This window comes from Pseudomonadota bacterium, from assembly GCA_026388315.1.
In the GTDB taxonomy this organism is placed as follows: domain Bacteria; phylum Desulfobacterota; class Syntrophorhabdia; order Syntrophorhabdales; family Syntrophorhabdaceae; genus MWEV01.
In genome coordinates this window covers 1-22,594 of sequence record JAPLKA010000090.1, presented here as the reverse complement: position 1 = coordinate 22,594, position 22,594 = coordinate 1, and the positions used below count along the sequence as shown (strand labels likewise).

Sequence of the window (22,594 nt, the reverse complement as noted above, 5' to 3'; positions counted from 1 at the left end):
GTGGTGAAGGAAATGGCATCAAAACAAGATTATTACGAAACGCTTGGAGTTTCAAAAACCGCATCAGAAGAGGAAATCAAAAAGGCATACCGGAAACTTGCGATGAAGTATCACCCCGATAGAAACCCGGGGAATAAAGAATCAGAAGAAAAGTTCAAGCAGATCAATGAGGCATATGCCGTTCTGAGCGACCAGGAGAAGAGGAAACAGTATGATACCTTCGGCATGGGTGGCTTCCAGCAGAAGTATTCTGAGGAGGACATTTTCAGGGGTTTCAATATGGGCGACCTCTTTAAGGACCTCGGGTTCGGGGGCGGCGATATGTTCAGCACGATCTTTGGCAAACAGGCTGGCAGGCAGGGCGGCAGAGGTGGCAAACAGAGGGCCCAGTCATGGGATTTTGGGGATTATATTACAAGGGAGCAGCAACCGGAAAGGGATTTGGACCTCAATTACGAACTGGAAATCCCCTTCATGGACGCCATACGGGGCGTGGAGAAAAGAATAACGTTCTCAACTCATACAGGCACTGAAGAGGTAAATGTAAAAATCCCAAAAGGTATCTCCACCGGTAAAAAACTGAGACTCCAGGGGAAAGGCAACCTGGATCAGAGAACAGGAAGGGCCGGAGACCTCTACATTACAATCAAGGTAGGTGAGCATCCCTTTTTTAAGAGGGTAGGGAACGATCTCTACGTGACAAAGGACATAAAGGTTACCGATGCCATCCTCGGAACAACAGTGGAAGTCCCCTCTATAGAAGGGCCGAAACGGGTCACAATCCCGCCCGGCGTAAAAAGCCACGCCAAGGTACGGCTTAAAGGACTGGGCGTGACTGATATGAGCAAGGGAACAAATGGCGATCAGTATGTGGAAGTGCTCATCGACATCCCGAAACGACTGACGGACAAACAAAAAACACTGCTCGAGGAACTGAAGAAAGAAGGAATTTGATGCTTCCGAGAAGACATATCCTCGATGTGTGTGAGATTGTGAAGGACAAGCATGAGCTTCTCTCCATGTCGACTATTACCCTCGCAATTGACGCGATCAAATATATGCAAAAGAAACCCAAAAAAGACCATCTCGTTGAGGCCCTGGAGTTGAATGAATTTATCTGCTTCATGTTTCCGCTGAGGAGGCCGAAGAACAGGTCACTCCTTTACCATGTGGTATCGGATTTGCTTGGTCTCCTCATGTATGGGGTACCCAAAAAAAGCAGACAGGCAATAGAAAGTCTTGTGTACAATGTGCCCAAAAAAGGCATGCAGGCCATTGAAAGCCTTGAAACAATCAATTACTCAGAAAAAAGTATGGAGTCCTACCCTGTCATTGAAGTATGGAATTCACTTAAAGATAAAGTCTATTCGAAGAAGCACGGTGCAGCAAGCATTATAGATGGTTTCATAAAAAAAATCATGATCGAAATGGATGTTATCGAGCGGTACCCTTTTGTTGAGGACATCTTTTATGAATCAAAAGAATACATGAAAGAGTGGCTCCCGGCTTTTGCAGGCTACTATGATAAACACGCTAAAACAGTCAAGAATACATATGACAAATGGTGGTCCATGTGGTTATGCAAGGACGACAAAGAAAAAATACTATACAGTATGGTGGAACGGCTCTGCCTCCAGGCTGAGCGGGAATTTGAAACTATTATTGACAAAGATCAGATAATTTCTTCCATTCAACACAACAAAGAGGAAAACAAAAAGGAAAATCAACGGTTTTCCAAATGGTACCAGGAAGGCGTAAATTTATTGCTAAAAATTTAACAAGCGGGTATTGACAAAACACCCTTATATTCTTATATTAATTTTAGCAATCATTCGTGGTTATTGCCAACAAACTATTTTTATGAAAGGAGTGTGATACAATGAAGATTAAACCGTTACAAGACAGGATCCTCATTAAACGTATTGAAGAGGAAGAAAAAACAAAGGGTGGGATTATTATCCCCGATGCAGCAAAGGAGAAGCCCCAGGAAGGTAAGGTAATAGCAGTAGGCGACGGCAAGATGCTGGATAGCGGAGTAAAGGCTCCCCTCACTGTAAAGGTGGGAGACAAGATTCTCTTCGGCAAATATTCAGGAACAGAAGTCAAGGTTGACGGCGAGGAACATCTCATTATGAGAGAAGACGATGTTCTCGGTATCGTGGAAGATTAAGAAAGGAGGATGATTAGTATGGCTAAAGAAATAAGGTACGATCAGGCTGTAAGGGAGGCGCTTTTAAAGGGCATAAACACCCTTGCTGATGCAGTGAAAGTGACTCTCGGTCCCAAAGGAAGAAATGTAATATTAGAAAAATCGTTTGGATCCCCCACAGTTACAAAAGACGGTGTGACCGTTGCAAAAGAGATTGACATTGAAGATAGGTTTGAGAATATGGGCGCCCAGATGGTTAAGGAAGTGGCAAGCAAGACAAGCGATGTAGCAGGTGACGGAACCACAACCGCTACAGTGCTCGCACAGGCCATATACAGAGAAGGCGTAAAGCTCGTTGCAGCCGGCCACAATCCTATGGAATTAAAGAGAGGCATCGATAAGGCTGTTGAGATAGTTGTCAACGAACTTAAAAAACTCTCCAAACCTACACAGGATCAGAAAGAGATCGCCCAGGTAGGAACAATTTCTGCAAATAATGATGAAACCATCGGTAACATCATTGCGGAAGCAATGGGTAAGGTAGGAAAAGAAGGTGTCATTACTGTTGAAGAAGCAAAGAGCATGGAAACAACCCTCGATATCGTTGAGGGTATGCAGTTTGACAAAGGCTACATCTCTCCATACTTTGTAACAAACCCTGAGAAAATGGAAGCGGTCCTTGATGAGCCGTTGATACTCATCAATGAAAAGAAGATTAGCAATATGAAAGATCTCCTGCCCATCCTCGAACAGGTTGCAAAGATGGGAAGAACGCTGTTAATCATTTCTGAAGATGTTGAAGGCGAAGCTCTGGCAACACTCGTCGTAAACAAGCTGAGAGGCACATTGAAGATTGCAGCGGTTAAAGCGCCTGGTTTTGGCGACAGAAGAAAAGCAATGCTCGAAGATATCGCTATCCTTACCGGTGGTCAGATGATCTCCGAAGAGCTTGGCATTAAGCTTGAGAGCATCTCTATTAAAGACCTCGGGTCTGCAAAACGGGTCGTCATTGACAAAGATAACACAACACTTATTGACGGTGCCGGCGACAAGAAAGAGATCGAGGGAAGGGTAAAACAGATCAGAACACAGATTGATGAAACAACCTCTGACTATGACAGGGAAAAACTTCAGGAAAGGCTTGCGAAACTCGTTGGTGGCGTTGCTGTCATTAATGTAGGCGCTGCAACTGAGACAGAGATGAAAGAGAAGAAAGCCCGCGTTGAAGACTCCTTGCATGCAACGAAGGCAGCAGTGGAAGAAGGTATTATACCTGGCGGCGGCGTTGCCTTTTTAAGGTGCCTGCCGAAGCTCGATGAACTTGTACTCGAAGGCGAGCAGCAGGGTGGCGTGAAGATCGTCAAGAAGGCACTGGAAGAACCCACCAGGTGGATTTCCAATAATGCAGGCTTCGATGGTTCTATCGTCATTGATAAGATCAAGAATGGTAAGGGCAGCTTTGGTTTTGATGCAGCAAAAGAGGTTTACATAGACGATATGATGGCAGCAGGCATTATCGATCCTACGAAGGTAGCAAGGACTGCCTTACAGAATGCCGCATCCGTAGCCTCTCTCCTGCTTACAACCAATTGCATGATTGCAGAAAAACCGAAAGATAAAGGCCAGATGCCTATGATGCCCCCAGGTGGAATGGGTGGAATGGGTGGAATGGACGGAATGTATTAAAATAATCGAGGGGACTTCGCGTCCCCTCTTTTTTCAAATCTTTTTAATCTCCCCTTAAAATGTTATTCTGTGTGGTATTTGAACGAAATATTGAGCCTTACACGGTACGCAGTTACTTTTCCGTTTTCCATTGTTAGATCCTGCTTTACCACCTCTGCTACGCGTAAATCTTCCAGTGACTTCCCCGCTGTTTCGACGGCAAGTTTCGCAGCATCTTCCCATGACTTCGCACTTGTTCCCACAATTTCAATGATTTTATAAATACTTCCCGGCATAAGCACCCTCCTTTATTAATTTTTTTAAACGCATATAGAAAGTAATAGCACAGACCGGCAATATGTCAAGGGATTAGTTTAAACCTGTTTTATTTGTTTAATTGGTTTTGTTGGTCTTATTGGTTAAAACCAATAGAGTATGTATTGACTGCCTACTGTTTAGTGCTTAGTTTTTCTCCGCTCTACGCTGCATTTGCACGCATACTTCACCTGCCCTGCCTTCGACAGATCCGTATTGCATTTCACATGTCTTTGTAGTCGACAGGTTTTTGCATTCCACAGCAATTTTAATAAGTTTTTTATAGATAAAACCGGCTTCGATTGATTTTCTGAGGAAGGCATCGAGAAAGCCGGTCCAGTGTTTTCCTTCAAGTTCTGTATGGACCGTCATGATATTCAAACCTTCTTTCAGGGCATCAAGAAAAAACTTTGTTAGCGAGGATACATCTGTCCCTGCAAGTCCGACAACCTCGTCAAGGGTGGGAAGCGTAGAGGGTAATTCGAGGATATGAAATGCCTCTCCCTCCAGCGAAGGATAAAATGGTACTTGACCCCGGGCATTGCTCGTGTAAATAAACCCGTTATCCTCAAAAAACTTCAGGGCATGTGCATTTATCATCCATCCGGGGGCAGCAAATGATTGGGGATCCTCATGAAGTAACTCTCTGTACACTTCAACCGACTTGCGTAATACGCCTTCTGTCCGTTCTCTGCCAAGGTGTTTTATGTGGTCATGCCAGTATACATGGTCGTACCCGTGAATCCCGAGTTCATGACCCTCTTCTGTGATCCTGCGAAGAAGAGCCGCATTTTTCTTTGCGATTTCCGGTCCGGGGAGGAGAATGCCGTAGAGGAGTGTTTTGATGCCATATGTGCTTACAACGCCGACCCTTCCCGCCTTTTTGAGAAAACCTTTTCTCGTAAAGACCCTTTTTACCGTCCAGCCTGTATGGTCTTTTCCCATGGGGACAAAAAAACTGGCATGTATGTTGTATTTTTTAAAAAGGGCGAGGAGTACCGGCACCCCGTGCTTCATGCCTTCCGACGTATCAACATCGACCTTTATTCCAATGACCTTGCTCAGAACCCCTTCTCCCGCCTCAGCACTCAACCTTTAAATTCGAATCAAGATAGTATTCCAGCGTTTTCTTTAATGCAGTATTGAGATTTACCTTGGGCTCCCAGCCTATGAGTGTCTTTGCCTTTTTTATGGACGGTACCCTGAAGTTTATGTCCTGATAGCCTTCACCATAAAATTCCTTTGAATATACCTCGATGATTTCGGAATATTTATCGAGATTCTTCGTGGCCGGGTGGTTCATGAACAATTCCTTCAGTTTATAGGCAAGGTCTTTGATGGTGGCTTCGTTATCGGGATTCCCGATATTGAAGATTTCTCCATTTAATCGTTCGTCCTTGTTTTCTATGATTTTCATGAGACAATCGATGCCGTCATCAATATAGGTGAAGCATCTCCGCTGGAGTCCTCCGTCAACGAGACGTATGGGCTCACCGAGGAGAAGGCTGCTTATAAACTGGGTAACAACCCGTGAGCTCCCTTCCTTTTCAGGGTCAGCGGCAAGCTCGTCAAGCTTTGGCCCTATCCAGTTAAATGGCCGGAAAAGGGTAAATTTCAGGCCCTGCTGGAATCCGTACGCCCAGATAACCCTGTCAAGGAGCTGTTTCGATGCGCTGTATATCCATCTCTGCATCCTGATTGGACCAAGGATAAGGTTACTCTCATCCTCGTTAAACTCCTTGTCGGTACACATGCCGTACACTTCAGAGGTAGAAGGAAAAAGAAGCCTTTTGCCGTACTTGACACATAACCTTACGATATTGAGGTTCTCCTCAAAATCGAGATGGAACACCTTGAGGGGTTCCCTTACATACGTTGCCGGTGTGGCAATGGCCACAAGGGGCATGACCACGTCACATTTCTTTACGTGGTACTCTATCCATTCCTTATTAATAGATATGTCGCCTTCGACAAAATGGAATTTTGCATTCCCATGGCACATATCAAGTTTGTCTTCCCTGATATCCATTCCGAACACTTCCCAGTCCGTCTCCTGTAATATTCTTGCCGCAAGGCTATTGCCTATAAATCCATTTACACCGAGAATGAGTATTTTCAAGTGGTGCCTCCTAATGTTTTATTTTCCGTTTCATGTGTTTCCGCAAAGGTTTCTCCGTCTAACTCCCCTTCCCCATCAAGCTGCACCTTCAGCAACCGCAACACCCCTTTGCCGGTATTCACAATAAACGGTCTTTTTGAAACAATCATCCCCGGTACACCATTATAGAGGGTATCCTCCGGATAAGCCTTCCATATAAATAATTTTTTACCATCAAGATAGGTAAATGCACCTGGATATGGATGGGCAACGGCCCTTATAAGGTTATAAATGCTTATTGCATCTTTCTCCCAGGGGATAAGCCCGTCTTCAGGTTTTCTCCCTCCGAAATACGATGAAGGGCCAACCTGGGGAGCGCTTTTAAATGTGCCGTCCCTGAATTGAGGCAAAACCTCTTTCATCAATACCCTTGCTGCATCTGCCATTTTCATGAACAGTGTATATGCAGTATCCTCAAAGGCAATTTCCACCTCCCGCTGGGCCACTATATCGCCTGCGTCGGGCTTCTCTACCATATAATGGAGTGTGAGGCCTGTTTTCTTCTCGCCCGCTACCAGTACCCAGTTCACCGGTACCCTTCCTCTGAATTTCGGAAGGAGCGAGCCATGAAGGTTAAAAGCACCGGTTCGGGGAATCTCAAGAATATCCTCAGGTATCATGTTTCTGTAATAAAAAGAAAAGATGATGTCGGGTGACAGGGAACTGATCGTGTCAGCCCAGGATTTATCTTTTATACTCTCTGGCGTATAGATTTGGATGTTGTGCTTTTCTGCAATTGCCCGTGGCTTTCTAAACCATATCTCCTCTTCGGGATCATCTTTATGGGTAAAAAGACACAATACATCTGCGCCAAAATTAATAAGTTCTTCGAGGCATACATAGCCTATCTCGTGGTACCCGAATACAACAACCCTCACAGCAATTCCCTTTTAATGATAAACCTGGGTCGTCTCCTTACCTCCTGATATATCCTCCCGATATATTCCCCTATGATACCGAGGGAAAATATCTGAGCACCGATAAAGAAGAAGAGTATAGCAAAAAGGGTGAAGGTTCCTTCTACTTCAGGGCCTACGATCAATCGTCTCACAAAAAGTAAGATTGCAAAGGCAAGTCCTAAAAGGGCCACAATTACGCCGATCACACCAATGAACTGAATAGGCAGGAGGGAAAAATTTGTCATGAGGTCAAAGTTAAGACGGAGCAGTTTGAAAAGACTATACTTTGAAGTTCCTTTCGTCCTCTCCTCGTGTTCAACCTCAATCTCTGCGATTTTCTTTGCGAATGTAGTGGCAAGGGCAGGAATGAAACTCGATGATTCGGGACACATGTTCATATAATCTATAATGTTTTTCCTGTACGCCCTTAGCATGCAGCCGTAATCACGCAATTTTACACCAACGAGCCTCGCAGTAATCTTGTTGACAATGAAAGAAGGTATCTTACGGAAAAGCGAATCCTTCCTTGCCTTCCTGTAAGTGCCAACAACCTCATAACCCTCTTCCATTTTTGCAACAAGCCTGGGTATCTCCTCCGGGGGGTTCTGGAGATCCGCATCTATGGTAATCACTATGTCCCCCTGTACATGTTCGAACCCTGCAAAGAGGGCCATGTGCTGGCCGTAGTTTCTGTTAAATTCTATAACCTTAACGCACGGGTAACGGTCGTGGTAATCTTCTAACAGGACAGGTGTTCTGTCCGTACTTCCATCATTAATGTAGATGATTTCGTAAGGTTTTCCGATGCCCTCCATGGTCCTGTGCAATCTCTCCTGCAATTCCGGGAGTGATTCCTCTTCATTTAACACAGGGATTAAAACAGAAATGTAGGCTTTATTTTCCATCTTTCCTCACGTAGAATGTGTAAAGTTCCCTTTCGTACCGTGTCTTTCCTACCGGTAAAAATAACAAATCCAGGTCCTTCTGCATATGCTTCGCCTGGTCGTCTTCAACGATAAGGAGTATATCATTTTTTTTGTCCTTTATCTCATTAATATTGACAAACATCTGGATCGGCTTGCCAACATAAAAAATGATGCCGGCAGAACTGAAACCGGTCGTAAATATCTCCTTATCCTTTTTCATATCCACGAGATGGTCAGTTATTAACCTTGGCGATTTGAGTGTTCTGTCCATGGCAGGCATATAATAGGCGCCATAAAAGTAGCTCATAGCAACCAGATAAAAAAAGAGCATAAAAACTGACAAACCCTGTGACCTTTTTAAAAGTGCATAAAAAAGGATACCTCCAGCAAGAAACAATACAGCAATATAAATGTACAATGAATTGGGTCCTGTCTTGAATGCATTAATCACCATTGAGTTGCCTTTATAAAGCACAACAAGGGCGGCAACCGGTAAAAGGGCAAGTGCAAGGGCAAAACACTTCAGCGCTGCGCTTGTTATTCTGTTTTCCATAAGCCATGACCACCTGTCTTTTATATAGATACCGCAGAGCAATGCACAGGCAGGATAGCATGAAAGCAGATAAATTGCCCTTTTACTCTTGGAGAGCTCAAAAAACAGAAAGGTAAAGATAAACCATATGAGGGGCAGCCAGATTCTCTTTTTGAAGGCATGGTAGATTGCAAAGGGGAGTAAAAGGCTCCATGGAAGAAAGTTTACAAAAAGCTTGTGGAAATAATACAAAAGTGACTCGATGTGATCAAAGGCATTTGTATACCGTGTAATGTTCTGTCTGAAAATAAATTCTTTTATATACTCCTCGCCTGCCAGGATGAACCATATCGATGAAAGGACCAGCGAGACAAGACATCCGGCCACAAAGGGGATGAAAAACTTCTTCAGATCCTTTTTTGTTATCAGGTAGATAAATGTAACAATTGCAGGTATTAACAGACCCGCAGGCCCCTTAGAGAGAACCGCCAGCACCGATGGGATAAAAGAGAGGACAAACAACCATTTCTTTCTTTTTTGAATACACAGGTAATTGAGAAATATAGTGAGCCCGATGAAAAATGCAAAGGTCATATCCATGACAGACTCTCTCGCATTGGAGAGGAACTGGTAATTTGTTGCAAGCATGAGCGCTGACAGGATTCCTGCCGGAGGGCTGAAAATCATATTCCCAAGAGAATATGTAATAAGTACAAGCAATGTTGCTGATATTGCAGCCGGCAGTCGTGATGAAAATTCATCGAGTTTTCCGGTGATTTTCGAGGTTATAATGATCAGCCATGGATACAAAGGCGGCTTTTCAAGATAAGGTCTTCCGTTAAGATAGGGGTGTATGTAGTCGTTTCTCTCTATCATCTCACGGGCCATAATGGCCTGCCTCGGCTCATCCGGGTCCCATAGGGCAATAGCGCCGAGGTTGTTGAAAAAAAGAATGAATGATATAAGGATGACGAAGAATATTTTCATAAATAAATTTTCGCTGAAAGCTAAATACCAGAATTTATATTCTAATATTTGACATTTTTCAATATTTTTTATACCATATCTCTTTGTGTCTTTATGGAAGAAGGCGAAACAAAAGAAGATATTTACGGTAGTGCAAAGGGGCAGCACGTAACACTTGAGAGAAGGCTGCAAATGCTCCTTAAAAAACCGTATCTTACAGAAAACGAAGAGCTGGAAATTATAGTTTTGAAAAAGAAAAAGCTCTATTTTAAAGACATTATGGAAAATACCAAAGATGAATTAAAAAAAGGGGAAGAAGGTTGAAGAAGACCGGGGCACAAATACTCATAGAATCTTTAAAGATGGAAGGCGTGGACACCATTTTCTGTTATCCCGGTGGCGCCACCCTGTACATAACAGATGCACTCCATTATTCTGACATAAAGCAGATTGTCGTGAGACATGAACAGGGGGCAGTACATGCTGCTGATGGATATTCGCGGGCATCGGGCAAGGTGGGCGTGTCACTCGTCACATCAGGTCCGGGGGCAACAAATACTGTTACGGGCATTGCAACTGCCTGTATGGATTCCATACCCCTTGTGATTTTCTCATGCCAGGTAAATACAATGCTTATAGGTAACGATGCCTTCCAGGAAGCCGATATAGTCGGAATTACAAGGCCTTGCACAAAACACAGTTATCTCGTAAAAGACGTGAAAGACCTTGCCCGGATCATAAAAGAGGCCTTCTATATTGCCCGTTCAGGCAGACCGGGACCCGTACTCATAGATATCTCGAAGGATGTTTCCGCAGCAACCTGTGATTTTAAATACCCCGATAAGGTTTTCATACGAAGCTACCAGCCGACATACATCGGACACCTTGGCCAGATAAAAAAGGCGTTGAAGACAATTGCTTCTTCAAAAAGACCTGTCCTCTATACGGGTGGTGGCATTATCTCATCCGGCGCATCCCAGGAGCTTTTGAAATTTGCAGAGAAACTTTCATTGCCGATTACAAATACCCTCATGGGGCTCGGCGGTTTCCCCGGTAATCATCCCCTTTTTCTGGGGATGCTCGGCATGCATGGCACCTATGCCGCAAATATGGCCATCACTGAATCGGATTTGATCATTGCAATCGGCTCCCGCTTCGACGACAGAGCAACGGGCAAGGTTGAAGAGTTTGCACCTCATGCAAAGATTATACACGTTGATATTGACCCCACTTCAATAAGCAAAAACATAAAGGTCGACATTCCTATAGTGGGGGATTCCAAACATGTCCTTAAGAAGATGGTAGAGATTATCGAAAAGGATGAGGAAGATTTTAAGGACCATCATACAAACATAGCCGAATGGATACAAAAAATAGACCAGTGGAAGAAAGACTACCCCCTGACTTATGTGAGAAACGGGATATTGAAACCTCAATACGTAATCGAAAGGATTTACGAGCTCACAAAGGGGAATGCCATAATAGCCACAGAAGTCGGCCAGAATCAGATGTGGGCAGCCCAGTTTTTTAAGTTCCTTAAACCGAGGACTATTTTAACATCCGGTGGCCTCGGCACCATGGGTTATGGATTTCCTGCAAGTATCGGCGCCCAGGTGGCCTTCCCGAAGTCCCTCGTCATCGATATAGCCGGTGACGGGAGTATCCAGATGAATATCCAGGAGCTTGCTACTGCGGTACAATTTAAGCTTCCTGTAAAAATTGTCATTTTAAATAATAAATATCTTGGCATGGTCAGGCAATGGCAGGAACTCTTCTATGAAAAGAGATACACATGGACTCACATGGACCATGCCCCTGATTTCGTGAAGCTTGCCGAGGCATACGGTGCGGCAGGTTACAGAATCACGAAGGAAGAAGAGGTTGATGATATATTACAGAAGGCATTTCGCAATAACAAGACCACTATTATTGACGTCCAGGTCAATCCTGAGGAGTGTGTCTACCCCATGGTGCCTGCGGGCGCCCCATTAAAAGATATGCTGCTCGTTTAGGAGGAAAATCTTGAGACATATTATATCTGTTCTGGTAGAAAATGAGTTTGGGGTTCTTTCACGGATTTCAGGTTTGTTCAGCGGGCGGGGCTTCAATATTGAAAGCCTCTGTGTTGCCGAAAGCCTTGACCCCACGACCTCAACAATGACCATAGTGACAACAGGCAACGATGCCATCATCGAACAGATTTTGAAGCAGTTGAACAAGCTCATCAATGTCATTAAAGTAACAGACTTCAAAGAGATGGATTATGTCTCCCGCGAGATGATTCTGGTGAAACTGCATGCTGACGAAAAAACAAGGGAAGAGATACTAAGGATGGTAGAGATATTCAGGGGCAAAATAATCGACGTATCAACAAAGACATATACCCTGTTGATTACCGGGGATGAAGAAAAGCTGAAGGCGTTCCTGACCCTCATAAAACCGCTTGGCATAAAGGAACTTGTAAGGACAGGGCCGATTGCTATGGCAAGAGGTGACAGGACGATAAAACCAAAAGAAAAACAAACTAAAGGAGGAGAAGAGAATGGCGAAGATGTATTACGATAAAGATGCAGATTTAGGCGCCTTAAAAGGCTTGAAGGTTGCAATAATCGGGTATGGCAGTCAGGGACATGCGCAGGCACAGAATTTGAGAGACAGCGGGGTGAATGTAATCGTTGCAGAGCTCGAAGGTACGGCCAACTATAAACTTGCCAAGGAACACGGCTTCAAGCCGGTAAGCGCTTCCCAGGCATCAAAAGAGGCCGACATCATCCAGATCCTTGCACAGGATAATCTCCAGGCAAAACTGTATAAGGATGAGATCGAAAAAAATATGAAAAAGGGGAAAACCCTCGTGTTCTCGCACGGTTTCAACATACATTACGGACAGATTGTACCCCCTGCCGATGTGGACGTCATCATGATAGCCCCGAAAGGCCCCGGACATCTTGTGAGAAGGGAATTTGAGAGGGGAGCTGGTGTTCCATCCCTCATTGCCATGTATCAGGATTACTCAAAGAAGGCAAAAAAGACAGCCCTCGCATATGCAAAAGGCATAGGGGCAACAAGGGCAGGCGTTCTTGAAACCACCTTTGCGGAAGAAACAGAGACCGATTTATTCGGTGAGCAGGCAGTACTATGCGGAGGCGCATCGGAGCTTGTGAAGGCAGGATTCGACACACTCGTTGAGGCCGGTTATCAGCCGGAGATCGCCTATTTCGAATGTCTCCACGAATTGAAGCTCATCGTCGACCTGATGTATGAGGGCGGCATCTCATATATGCGTTATTCCATCAGTGACACCGCAGAATATGGTGATTTAACAAGAGGTAAGAGGGTCATATCGGAAGAGACCCGTGAAGAAATGAGAGCCATACTTGACGAAATTCAAAGTGGTGAATTTGCACGCGAGTGGATCCTTGAAAATATGGCAGGAAGACCAGTTTATACTGCTATAAAGAGAATTGAGAGCGAGCACCTTATCGAAAAGGTGGGTAAACAACTCAGGGCAATGATGGGCTGGATCGGGAGAAAGGGTTGAGGGGAATACCTATTGCGAGGGAAGGGCTCCCCCTTATAGGCCTTTCCCTCGGTTTTGCCATCTTGTTGTTTGTACTCGGTATCCCGGTACTTCCGTTTATTATTTTCCTTTTTTTTCTGTTTTGTCTTTTTTTCTTCAGAAATCCGAAACGGGTACCCCTCAACAATGATGACTCATTCATCTCACCGGCCGACGGGAAAATAATTGACATAAGCGATATGGATGAGAGTGAATTTATTCATGGTCGGGCAAGGAGGATATGTATATTCATGTCTCCCCTTGACGTCCATGTAAACCGTGCCCCCTGCGAGGGTAAAGTTCTGAAAGTACAACACAGAAAGGGAGAGTTTGCGCTTGCCTTTAAAAAGGATATCGACAAAGAGAATGAGAGGAATTATATTCTTATAGATCATGGTGGAGAAAAGGTTCTTTTGGTTCAGATTGCAGGTTTTTTGGCACGGCGCATTATCTCATACGTAAAGGAAGGGGATTTCGTAAAGAAAGGTGACCCTGTCGGTATGATTGCCTTTGGTTCAAGGGTTGATATTTATTTTCCAGAAGAATATGAAACTGTGGTAAAATTAGATATGAAAGTAAAAGCAGGGGTAACTTCCCTGGCAAAAGCAAGGTCAAAAGTTTTATGAAAAGCAATGGATAACATATGGAAACAAGCACATTAGGAACAATCTATGAAGCAGCGAGCCTCGCGAGCGAGAGGGGGAGTCTCTTCGGGCTTTGCTCGAAGAGGGGGCGACCGGGTACCCGCTTGCGGGTGTTCCAGAAAATTAGGAAGGGGGACATATGAGAAGAAGAAAAGGGAAAGGCATTTACATCTTACCAAACCTGCTGACCTCCATCAGTCTCTTTTCCGGCTTCTATGCGATTGTTGCAACGATAGACAGGAAATTTATCTATGCGGCTATAGCAATTTTTGTGTCAGCCATTTTTGATATGCTGGATGGCAGGGTTGCGCGTATGACAGGTTCGAGCAGTAAATTCGGGGTTGAGTACGATTCCCTCTCCGACGTGATTGCCTTTGGCGTAGCGCCGGGGTTACTTGTCTATATGTGGGCACTGAAGGGTTATGGGAGGTTTGGATGGCTTGCGGCATTCCTCTATGTAGCTTGCGGCGCCCTCAGACTTGCCAGGTTCAATATCCAGGTTGATACCGTCCAGAAAAAACAGTTCCTTGGACTGCCTATACCGGCAGCGGCAACAGTTGTCGCGGGAAGCGTATTATTTAATTCGTGGTTAGTGCCCCATGGCATTGATTTAAAAACGGTTTTCATACCCATCCTGATTTATATTCTCGCCTTCCTCATGGTAAGCGATGTGCGCTACTTCAGCTCCAAGGATTTAGCGTTTTTCAAAGGCCGGCCATTCCGTTCTACAGTAACAGCCGTCCTGCTCATTGTAATAATTTTTCTTGAGCCAAGGATTACATTGTTTGGATTGACCTTTGCATACCTTCTGTCCGGCCCTGTCTATACCTTAGCGGGACGAAAGAAAATTATCCTTGAGGATGCTTCCCGTCAGAAAGATAACCCAGCAAGGCAAGGTGGTCTTCTATAAGCGCATCTGCCGCTAATGCACTGTTCTTATATGCTATGAACTTAACACCAGAAGAAAAGGCCGTCTCTCTGTCCACTTCGGAATCCCCGACATACAAGGTTTTGTCTTTGTGAACGTTCAACGCTTTCAGAATCTTTTCGACGGACTCAGGGGCAGGTTTGGGGCTGGCCACATCCAGTGCGGTCACTACCATGTCAAAATAGGGCCAGAGACTAAACCTCTCCATAATATGCTTCATTGAGGTAGTCCTGCTTGTGCTTATGGCCCTTTTCATTCCCTTTTCTTTCAGCATATCGAGAGTCTTGATAAGGTTTGGCTCCATCTTGAGGTACTCAATGAAATCGCGCAGATTAACCTCTTTCTTCAAGAATTCTACTGCCTTTTTTTCTAATACCTCGTCATCCGGGAACATGTAGCGAATCGATTCAAACACCGTGTGGGTATGACAATACGTAAGTTCATCCGAAGTGAGGGGCCCTCTTCCCATGGATACTGTAATATGGTTATACAATCTCCCGTTCGCTTCGAGGGAATCAAACAGCACACCATCACAATCGTATATCACACATTCTATCTGCCACTTCTTTTGCTGCATCATTTTAACTCCTTAGCAAAAATTATGTTATGTCAAAACATCTATAATTTTTTTGCCGCCCGCTCGCGCTCGACAAATGCGGACAAATGATTATTTTGCCAGCCGGCGACATTGCCGTCTGTCAAATATTCAGCCCTAACGGGCGAATATGTTAAATTTTCACTCTGTCCGAAAGGCATAGAGTATATCGGGTGCCGGTCGGCAACCGATATAAAATACTGTCCAGCTTTTGTCTGCGTCCGTCTGCGGCTAAAAATAGTTTTTCATGTGTTTTTTTGGACATCATCAAAAACTGTTTCTCTGCTTTCTTTGGGAACCAGAGGAACTATAAAAAACGTGATTTCTGAAAAAAAGCAAGCATAAAATTTATAGTTCTTAAATCTTCTAATTATGTTACAATGCCTTGCGAAAAAACCTGAGGAGGTAATATTATGATTAGTGTTTCCATTCCCGGCTGGGGCGATCTCGATTTAGAATATCTTGTCATTGATTTCAACGGGACATGTGCATTTGACGGAAAGCTCAAGGAAGGCGTCAAAGAGATGCTTGAAAAGGTCTCAAGGTATATAAAGGTATTTGTCATAACTGCAGACAGCTATGACAATGTAGATAATGAAACAAATATCATCGGCTTCAAGGTTCTCAAGGTAAAAAAAGAGAACAGCGGTACTGAAAAAGCAAAAATCGTAAAGGAGCTCGGCCCGGAAAAGGTTGTTGCCATAGGGAATGGAGCGAACGATGCCCTTATGCTGAGAGAGGCCGCACTCGGGATCTGTGTGTTTGGTGAAGAAGGCTGCGCAAATTCATTGGTAAAAGAGGCGGATGTCTTTGTAGCCAATATCCTGGATGCCATAAGCATTATCCTTCACCCCGAAAGATTAGTAGCAACGTTGAGGGACTAAAACAAAACAGGGTTCGAGGGGCCAAGGGCTCAGGTGAAAACCACTCGTAACTCGTAATTCATAACTCGTAACTCGAAACAGGTAAATAAAACCCATGCTCTCTAATTTCATAAAAAAAATTGTAGGAACTAAAAACGAAAGGGAACTCAAAAAGGTCCAGCCTATCGTTGAGGAGGCAGGAACCCATGAAGACAAGCTGAAAGCCCTTTCTGATTATGAATTAAGTCAATATACCCCCCGGTTCAAAGAGAGGATCGAGAACGGCGGGGAACTCGACTCAATCCTCCCTGAGGCCTTTGCAGTTGTCAGGGAAGCTGCACGACGTACAGTCAATATGAGACATTTTGATGTCCAGCTCATCGGCGGCGCTGTCCTCCATGAAGGGAAGATTGCCGAAATGGCCACCGGTGAAGGGAAAACACTTGTAGCAACACTGCCCGTATACCTCAATGCACTGACCGGCCTCGGCGTACACGTGGTTACTGTGAACGACTACCTTGCGCACAGGGACTCGGAATGGATGGGCCCTATCTATAAATTTCTTGGCCTCTCTGTGGGTGTCATCCTGAACCGACTGGATGATGATGAGCGAAAAAAGGCATACGCATGTGATGTAACGTATGGCACCAACAACGAGTTCGGCTTTGATTATCTGAGGGACAATATGAAATATTCCCTTGATGAGTGCGCCCAGAGGGAATTCAATTATGCAATCGTTGATGAGGTGGACAGCATCCTCGTTGACGAAGCCAGGACTCCGCTTATTATTTCCGGGCCTGCCGAGGAATCAACAGACAAGTACTATAAAATCAACAAACTTATCTATCAGTTGAAAAAAGATAAAGATTTTATGGTAGACGAAAAAGCAAGAACCGCCTACCTCACAGAAGACGGGGTAGCAAAGATTGAGAAGCTCATCAATGTGGAAAACCTCTATGACCCCAAACATGTTGACCTGCTCCACCACATTAACCAGGCATTAAAGGCACACCACCTCTTCAAAAGGGATGTGGATTATATCGTTAAGGATGGAAAGGTCATTATCGTAGATGAGTTCACCGGCAGGCTCATGGATGGAAGACGTTTCAGTGACGGACTCCACCAGGCGCTTGAAGCCGCTGAAAATGTGAAAATTGAACGGGAAAATCAAACCCTTGCCACGGTAACATTCCAGAATTATTTCAGAATGTACAAGAAGCTGGCCGGTATGACAGGCACGGCAGATACAGAGGCAGTGGAGTTCAAGAAGATATACAATCTCGATGTCATGGTAATCCCTACAAATAGAGACCTTATAAGGACACACTATTCAGACGTTATATACAGGACCGAGAAGGAAAAGTTCAGGGCCGTCATCAATGAGATCGAAGATCTGTACAAAAAAAGGCGTCCTGTACTTGTTGGAACGCTGTCCATCGACAAATCGGAGAAGGTATCGGAGATGCTCAAAAGAAAGGGCGTCCAGCACCATATTCTTAATGCGAAGAATCATGAGCGGGAAGCAGAGGTCGTTGCCCAGGCGGGACGATTGAAGGCAGTGACTATCTCTACAAACATGGCAGGAAGAGGAACCGACATACTTCTCGGTGGCAACCCGGAATTCCTTGCCCTCAGCATGTGTAAAGGGCAAAAAGGGTCGGAAGAATTCGAAAAGACCCTGGAAGAAACAAGAAATATATGTGAAAAGGACAAAGAAGAGGTCATAAAACTTGGTGGACTCCATATTCTTGGCACTGAAAGACACGAGTCGAGAAGGATTGATAATCAGTTAAGAGGAAGGGCTGGAAGGCAGGGAGATCCTGGCTCTTCGAGGTTTTATGTCTCTCTGGAAGATGAGATTATGAGACTTTTCGGCTCTGACAGGGTCTCGCCAATGCTCGCAAAGCTCGGCATGAAAGAGGATATGCCCATAGAACATCCCTTCATATCGAAGGCTATTGAAAACGCACAGACACGGGTGGAAGGGCACAACTTTGAAATACGGAAATATCTCCTTGAATACGATAACGTAATGAATAAACAACGCGAGACCGTGTACGGGATGAGAAAAGAGCTCATGAGCAACGAGGATGTCCTCGATCAGATATTCGATATGATTGAGGATATCTGTGAAGGTCTCGTGGACGAATATGCCCCCGAAAAGGTCTATCCTGAAGAATGGGAACTTACTTCTTTGAAAAGCAGGATATTCGAAACCTTTTTCTTTCACATGGAATTCGATTCTATAGACTTCAAATCCATTACCAAGCAGGGGCTGCTTGAGATGGTGAAAGAAAATGTCCTTGATGTCTACCGGCACAAGGAAACCGAATTTGGAGAAAATGAATTAAGGGCCTTAGAGCGATTCATCACGCTGAATTCTCTTGATACACACTGGAAGGAACACCTTCTCTCTCTCGACCATCTGAAGGAAGGGATTGGCCTGCGAGGATACGGCCAGAAAGATCCCCTGAGAGAATACCAGAAGGAAAGCTTTGAACTATTCCTCGATATGCTTGGGCAGGCCAAACTCGACACGGTGAGAAAACTCTATGCGATACAACCTGCGAAAGAAGAATTGACCTTTAATGAGCCGGTCATGTTCTTAAACAGGGGTGATGAACTGTTATCCCAGCAGAAAGACAAGAAGATCGGCAGAAACGATCCCTGCCCATGCGGCAGCGGGAAAAAATACAAACGATGCTGCGGCAAATAAATACAGGGATCAGGGGTCAGCTGATTGCTCATGGCTGATAGCTGATTGCTGATAGAGGCAGCCGCAGGCATGTCCTGCCAAGGTGTTGTTTTGTAGTTCTTGGCCAGGGCTTTAGCCTGCGCGGAGCGTGGAGGTTGTTATGATAGACGGTATTCGGTTCGCCGGTTACGCATCCGGCATAAAGGCAAATGGCCTCGACCTCGGTCTTGCATTTTTCAAAGAACCGATGCATTGTCTATCGCTCTATACGCGAAACAAGGTAAAGGCAGCCCATATCATCTACGATAGAAAAATAGAGCATCATCCTGTACGGGCAATCCTCGTGAACAGCGGGTGCGCGAATGCATGCACGGGGAAGGAGGGTGTTTCAGACCTGAAAACGATTGCAGGAGAGCTTTCGGGCATCCTCGGAACCAGCAAAGAGGAGATCCTTTTCGCCTCAACCGGTGTCATAGGGAAAAGGCTACCAACCGGCAGAATGATCAGTGCGCTGCCAGGTCTTTGCAAGAGCCTCAAAAATAACAACATCGAATCATTTGCGCGGTCCATTATGACGACAGACACCTACCCGAAGATAGTCAGTGAAACGGTTCATGGAAAAAAAACATATAACATCATAGGGGTAGCAAAAGGCGCCGGCATGATAAACCCGCTCTTCGCCACGATGCTTTCCTTTGTTTTTACGGATTATCCTGTTTCCCCCTCACGGATAAAAAATATCTTCTCTAAGGCGGGGAAGGAGACATTCGAAAGGGTAACGGTCGATGGTGAATGCAGTACAAACGATACCGTCACACTTTTTACAAAAACCGGTGAAGAGGATCTGGACGGACTCGACGACTTTAAAAATAAGCTGAATCTTGTTATGAAAGCGTTGTCAATAATGATCGTAAAGGACGGGGAAGGCGCTACACGTGTGATACACATAACGGTACAGGGGGCAAAGAAAAAGGACCATGCAGAAAAAATTGCAAGAAGGATAGCCATTTCGCCGTTAACAAAGACGGCCTTTTTCGGCTGTGACCCCAACTGGGGGAGGATCATTGCAGCAGCCGGGGATGCAGACGTACCCCTTCAACCCTCAAAGATAGAGATCATCATGCAGGGCAGGCAGTTGGTAAAAGAGTGTGTTGAAGTGCCCTTCGATGAACAGGAATTAAAAAAGATGATGAACAAAAAAGAGATAGAATTGACCGTTGACCTTCACGACGGAAAGGCATCCTTTGACATATACACCACTGACCTTACCTACGATTACATAAAAATCAACGCCTCATACAGAAGCTGAATTTGGTCCGACCCCAATCTACCCCTGGAATACTGTTTTGCTCTCTGCCGGGGTACCCACCCGGTGAGTGGGTCGTGCGCGCCTTACCCGTTACCCTCCAATGTCAAGGATAAAGATTTGACCCTCGGTTTTTTTGATTGGTGATGGCTGATCGCTAAGATGCTTGTATTATTAGCTTTATGACCATTTTAAAAGTTGTAGCAAATGTTGCAGCAAATGTTTCTTTGCCCCGTCCTTTTATTTTCAACCACAGATGTTTGTTACGGTTTTACCCCAAATAAATAGCACTTTAAGCCCTAAAAACATGTATCTATAGCCTAATATTGCATGAATATCAATCAGTTATCTTGGCCCGACCCCAATGACCCCAATGACAGGGGGCGACGCCGTAGATCATAAGCGCTGCCGGTATAGTTCCCGGTTCATCCCCGCGTCTGCGGGGAACATATAATCACCCCGCCTTTGGCTGGGCAAAGAAGCGGTTCATCCCCGCGTCTGCGGGGAACGTCCTACTAACCGCCCTCAAATATTCTTGCGTCCCGGTTCATCCCCGCGTCTGCGGGGAACGTCAGGCCGTTGTCTACAGCACCTGTCACAATCCCGGTTCATCCCCGCGTCTGCGGGGAACGTCACAAATATCTATTCTGTCTTTGCCTGATTTTCGGTTCATCCCCGCGTCTGCGGGGAACGTTCACTATTCACTGCCTTTTTTGCTTTTATTGCCGGTTCATCCCCGCGTCTGCGGGGAACGTCAAACCCAACGCGGCAACGATAACAGTTACCCCGGTTCATCCCCGCGTCTGCGGGGAACGTACCCTTAAAAATATCCATGTGGATACCGGGGACGGTTCATCCCCGCGTCTGCGGGGAACGTGTCTGCTCTCCATTCATGGGTATACCGTTAATCGGTTCATCCCCGCGTCTGCGGGGAACGTTTGAGGGGATAGACGCTCAAGTTCGTCGTATGCGGTTCATCCCCGCGTCTGCGGGGAACGTGTTGTTTAATTCTTTCTCGGCCTTTTTCAGGGCGGTTCATCCCCGCGTCTGCGGGGAACGTAACGCTCTGTCTTATCAAGGTGCGTGGGCAGGCGGTTCATCCCCGCGTCTGCGGGGAACGTAGCGGGACAGCGGAAAGCCAAATCAATATTATCGGTTCATCCCCGCGTCTGCGAGGAACGTAAACCAATCTATAGGAATGATCGTGCGGCCCTCGGTTCATCCCCGCGTCTGCGGGGAACGTCTACAAAAGCTGTTTTTGCCATCTACTACCTCCCGGTTCATCCCCGCGTCTGCGGGGAACGTCAATTGCAGGGAACGGTAGAATGACCGTAATGCGGTTCATCCCCGCGTCTGCGGGGAACGTAACGGTTCTCGCATTTCTGAACCCGTTGCTGTCGGTTCATCCCCGCGTCTGCGGGGAACGTGGGTGGATGTACTGTCACCATATCGTCCTGGAACGTGGGTGGATGTACTGTCACCATATCGTCCTACGCGGTTCATCCCCGCGTCTGCGGGGAACGTAGCGGGACAGCGGAAAGCCAAATCAATATTATCGGTTCATCCCCGCGTCTGCGAGGAACGTCCGGGAGAAATGCAAGAGCGCACACTTGCAGCCGGTTCATCCCCGCGTCTGCGGGGAACGTGCGTCCGTGCACAGCACCACCACGGGAAGAGTCGGTTCATCCCCGCGTCTGCGGGGAACGTTTCATCCATTTCTTTTTGGATAATTTCTTTTTCGGTTCATCCCCGCGTCTGCGGGGAACGTTGAAAAGGAGCTCTTGCAAGTGTGACCTTGACCGGTTCATCCCCGCGTCTGCGGGGAACGTGGCAAGCTTCACCTCTTTCTTTATTTCGACCTCGGTTCATCCCCGCGTCTGCGGGGAACGTATATAACCTACGTATTTTTGTTTTGTTGTCCTCGGTTCATCCCCGCGTCTGCGGGGAACGTAACCTTAAACTCTATTCTTTTCAGGTCATCGGCGGTTCATCCCCGCGTCTGCGGGGAACGTGGTAGGTTATAAAATTCAAGATTGAGAGATTCGGTTCATCCCCGCGTCTGCGGGGAACGTACCGCCCAGGAAGATATACATCTCTGCTGCAACGGTTCATCCCCGCGTCTGCGGGGAACGTGCGCAACCAGCAAGGTGATGACCCTGATATATCGGTTCATCCCCGCGTCTGCGGGGAACGTATCGAGAGAGTTAACAGCAGAATCAATAATAGCGGTTCATCCCCGCGTCTGCGGGGAACGTCCGAGTGAACTACCTGATCTCTACGCTTCACGCGGTTCATCCCCGCGTCTGCGGGGAACGTATCAAGAGAGTTAACAGCAGAATCAATAATGCCGGTTCATCCCCGCGTCTGCGGGGAACGTACACAACCACGGCAACG

The 22,594-nt window shown here is 45.8% G+C and carries 20 protein-coding genes and 2 CRISPR repeat arrays; of the genes, 13 read left to right on the top strand and 7 right to left on the bottom strand.

All coding sequences use genetic code 11. The annotated features are described in order from the left end of the window. Positions 1 to 12: 12 nt before the first annotated feature. The 4 genes from NTX75_12910 to groL all read left to right on the top strand — a co-directional run bounded on the left by NTX75_12910 (position 13) and on the right by groL (position 3,835). Positions 13 to 954 (top strand): DnaJ domain-containing protein, encoded by a 942-nt coding sequence (locus NTX75_12910; protein ID MCX5817115.1) that lies wholly within the window; start codon positions 13 to 15, stop codon positions 952 to 954. Next, positions 954 to 1,778: a hypothetical protein gene (locus NTX75_12905; GenBank protein MCX5817114.1), complete on the top strand. Its 825-nt coding sequence runs from the start codon at positions 954 to 956 to the stop codon at positions 1,776 to 1,778. Before NTX75_12910 ends, NTX75_12905 begins: the two co-directional genes overlap by 1 nt. Positions 1,779 to 1,879: 101 nt before the next feature. Then, complete coding sequence (groES, locus tag NTX75_12900; GenBank protein ID MCX5817113.1) at positions 1,880 to 2,170, top strand: co-chaperone GroES; 291 nt, start codon at positions 1,880 to 1,882, stop codon at positions 2,168 to 2,170. Between the two features lie 18 nt (positions 2,171 to 2,188). Continuing rightward, complete coding sequence (gene groL / locus NTX75_12895; GenBank protein MCX5817112.1) at positions 2,189 to 3,835, top strand: chaperonin GroEL; 1,647 nt, start codon at positions 2,189 to 2,191, stop codon at positions 3,833 to 3,835. Positions 3,836 to 3,897: 62 nt separating this feature from the next. Here groL and NTX75_12890 read toward each other — a convergent pair whose 3' ends face one another. The 6 genes from NTX75_12890 to NTX75_12865 form a co-directional block, all read right to left on the bottom strand. Continuing rightward, positions 3,898 to 4,110: a dodecin family protein gene (locus NTX75_12890; protein ID MCX5817111.1), complete on the bottom strand. Its 213-nt coding sequence runs from the start codon at positions 4,108 to 4,110 to the stop codon at positions 3,898 to 3,900. A 166-nt stretch (positions 4,111 to 4,276) separates the two neighbouring features. Beyond that, a complete protein-coding gene (locus tag NTX75_12885; protein MCX5817110.1) occupies positions 4,277 to 5,221 on the bottom strand; it encodes a polysaccharide deacetylase family protein in 945 nt (314 codons plus the stop codon). Next, a complete protein-coding gene (locus tag NTX75_12880; GenBank protein MCX5817109.1) occupies positions 5,211 to 6,248 on the bottom strand; it encodes a bifunctional UDP-4-keto-pentose/UDP-xylose synthase in 1,038 nt (345 codons plus the stop codon). The genes NTX75_12885 and NTX75_12880 overlap by 11 nt, the downstream gene beginning before the upstream one ends. Next, on the bottom strand, positions 6,245 to 7,165 hold the full coding sequence (locus NTX75_12875; protein ID MCX5817108.1) for a formyltransferase: 921 nt from the start codon (positions 7,163 to 7,165) through the stop codon (positions 6,245 to 6,247). Before NTX75_12875 ends, NTX75_12880 begins: the two co-directional genes overlap by 4 nt. Beyond that, positions 7,162 to 8,091 (bottom strand): glycosyltransferase, encoded by a 930-nt coding sequence (locus NTX75_12870; protein MCX5817107.1) that lies wholly within the window; start codon positions 8,089 to 8,091, stop codon positions 7,162 to 7,164. The genes NTX75_12875 and NTX75_12870 overlap by 4 nt, the downstream gene beginning before the upstream one ends. Then, positions 8,081 to 9,631: a glycosyltransferase family 39 protein gene (locus NTX75_12865; GenBank protein MCX5817106.1), complete on the bottom strand. Its 1,551-nt coding sequence runs from the start codon at positions 9,629 to 9,631 to the stop codon at positions 8,081 to 8,083. The genes NTX75_12870 and NTX75_12865 overlap by 11 nt, the downstream gene beginning before the upstream one ends. A 93-nt stretch (positions 9,632 to 9,724) precedes the next feature. On the opposite strand from NTX75_12865, the gene NTX75_12860 reads away from it, so the two are divergent. From NTX75_12860 to pssA, 6 genes are all read left to right on the top strand, one after another. Then, positions 9,725 to 9,934, top strand: coding sequence for a hypothetical protein (locus tag NTX75_12860; protein MCX5817105.1), 210 nt, complete (start codon positions 9,725 to 9,727; stop codon positions 9,932 to 9,934). Continuing rightward, positions 9,931 to 11,622, top strand: coding sequence for a biosynthetic-type acetolactate synthase large subunit (ilvB, locus tag NTX75_12855; GenBank protein MCX5817104.1), 1,692 nt, complete (start codon positions 9,931 to 9,933; stop codon positions 11,620 to 11,622). Before NTX75_12860 ends, ilvB begins: the two co-directional genes overlap by 4 nt. Positions 11,623 to 11,632: 10 nt before the next feature. Next, a complete protein-coding gene (gene ilvN / locus NTX75_12850) occupies positions 11,633 to 12,175 on the top strand; it encodes an acetolactate synthase small subunit (GenBank protein MCX5817103.1) in 543 nt (180 codons plus the stop codon). Further along, on the top strand, positions 12,153 to 13,151 hold the full coding sequence (gene ilvC, locus NTX75_12845) for a ketol-acid reductoisomerase (protein ID MCX5817102.1): 999 nt from the start codon (positions 12,153 to 12,155) through the stop codon (positions 13,149 to 13,151). Before ilvN ends, ilvC begins: the two co-directional genes overlap by 23 nt. Continuing rightward, positions 13,148 to 13,795, top strand: coding sequence for a phosphatidylserine decarboxylase family protein (locus NTX75_12840; GenBank protein MCX5817101.1), 648 nt, complete (start codon positions 13,148 to 13,150; stop codon positions 13,793 to 13,795). The genes ilvC and NTX75_12840 overlap by 4 nt, the downstream gene beginning before the upstream one ends. 157 nt (positions 13,796 to 13,952) lie before the next feature. Beyond that, positions 13,953 to 14,723 (top strand): CDP-diacylglycerol--serine O-phosphatidyltransferase, encoded by a 771-nt coding sequence (gene pssA, locus NTX75_12835; GenBank protein MCX5817100.1) that lies wholly within the window; start codon positions 13,953 to 13,955, stop codon positions 14,721 to 14,723. Here pssA and NTX75_12830 read toward each other — a convergent pair. Beyond that, on the bottom strand, positions 14,662 to 15,321 hold the full coding sequence (locus tag NTX75_12830; GenBank protein ID MCX5817099.1) for an HAD-IA family hydrolase: 660 nt from the start codon (positions 15,319 to 15,321) through the stop codon (positions 14,662 to 14,664). The two genes, pssA and NTX75_12830, sit on opposite strands and share 62 nt — an antisense overlap. Positions 15,322 to 15,749: 428 nt before the next feature. On the opposite strand from NTX75_12830, the gene NTX75_12825 reads away from it, so the two are divergent. From NTX75_12825 to argJ, 3 genes are all read left to right on the top strand, one after another. Continuing rightward, the gene (locus tag NTX75_12825) at positions 15,750 to 16,220 is read left to right on the top strand and encodes an HAD family hydrolase (GenBank protein ID MCX5817098.1); all 471 of its coding nucleotides are present in this window, start codon (positions 15,750 to 15,752) and stop codon (positions 16,218 to 16,220) included. Positions 16,221 to 16,314: 94 nt separating this feature from the next. After that, positions 16,315 to 18,915, top strand: coding sequence for a preprotein translocase subunit SecA (gene secA, locus NTX75_12820; GenBank protein ID MCX5817097.1), 2,601 nt, complete (start codon positions 16,315 to 16,317; stop codon positions 18,913 to 18,915). 139 nt (positions 18,916 to 19,054) lie between these two features. Continuing rightward, positions 19,055 to 20,203: a bifunctional glutamate N-acetyltransferase/amino-acid acetyltransferase ArgJ gene (gene argJ, locus NTX75_12815; GenBank protein ID MCX5817096.1), complete on the top strand. Its 1,149-nt coding sequence runs from the start codon at positions 19,055 to 19,057 to the stop codon at positions 20,201 to 20,203. Between the two features lie 418 nt (positions 20,204 to 20,621). Continuing rightward, a CRISPR array of direct repeats spans positions 20,622 to 21,627; the repeat unit is 29 nt; unit sequence CGGTTCATCCCCGCGTCTGCGGGGAACGT. 68 nt (positions 21,628 to 21,695) lie between these two features. Next, positions 21,696 to 22,577: a CRISPR direct-repeat array (repeat unit 29 nt; unit sequence CGGTTCATCCCCGCGTCTGCGGGGAACGT). Positions 22,578 to 22,594: the final 17 nt, after the last annotated feature.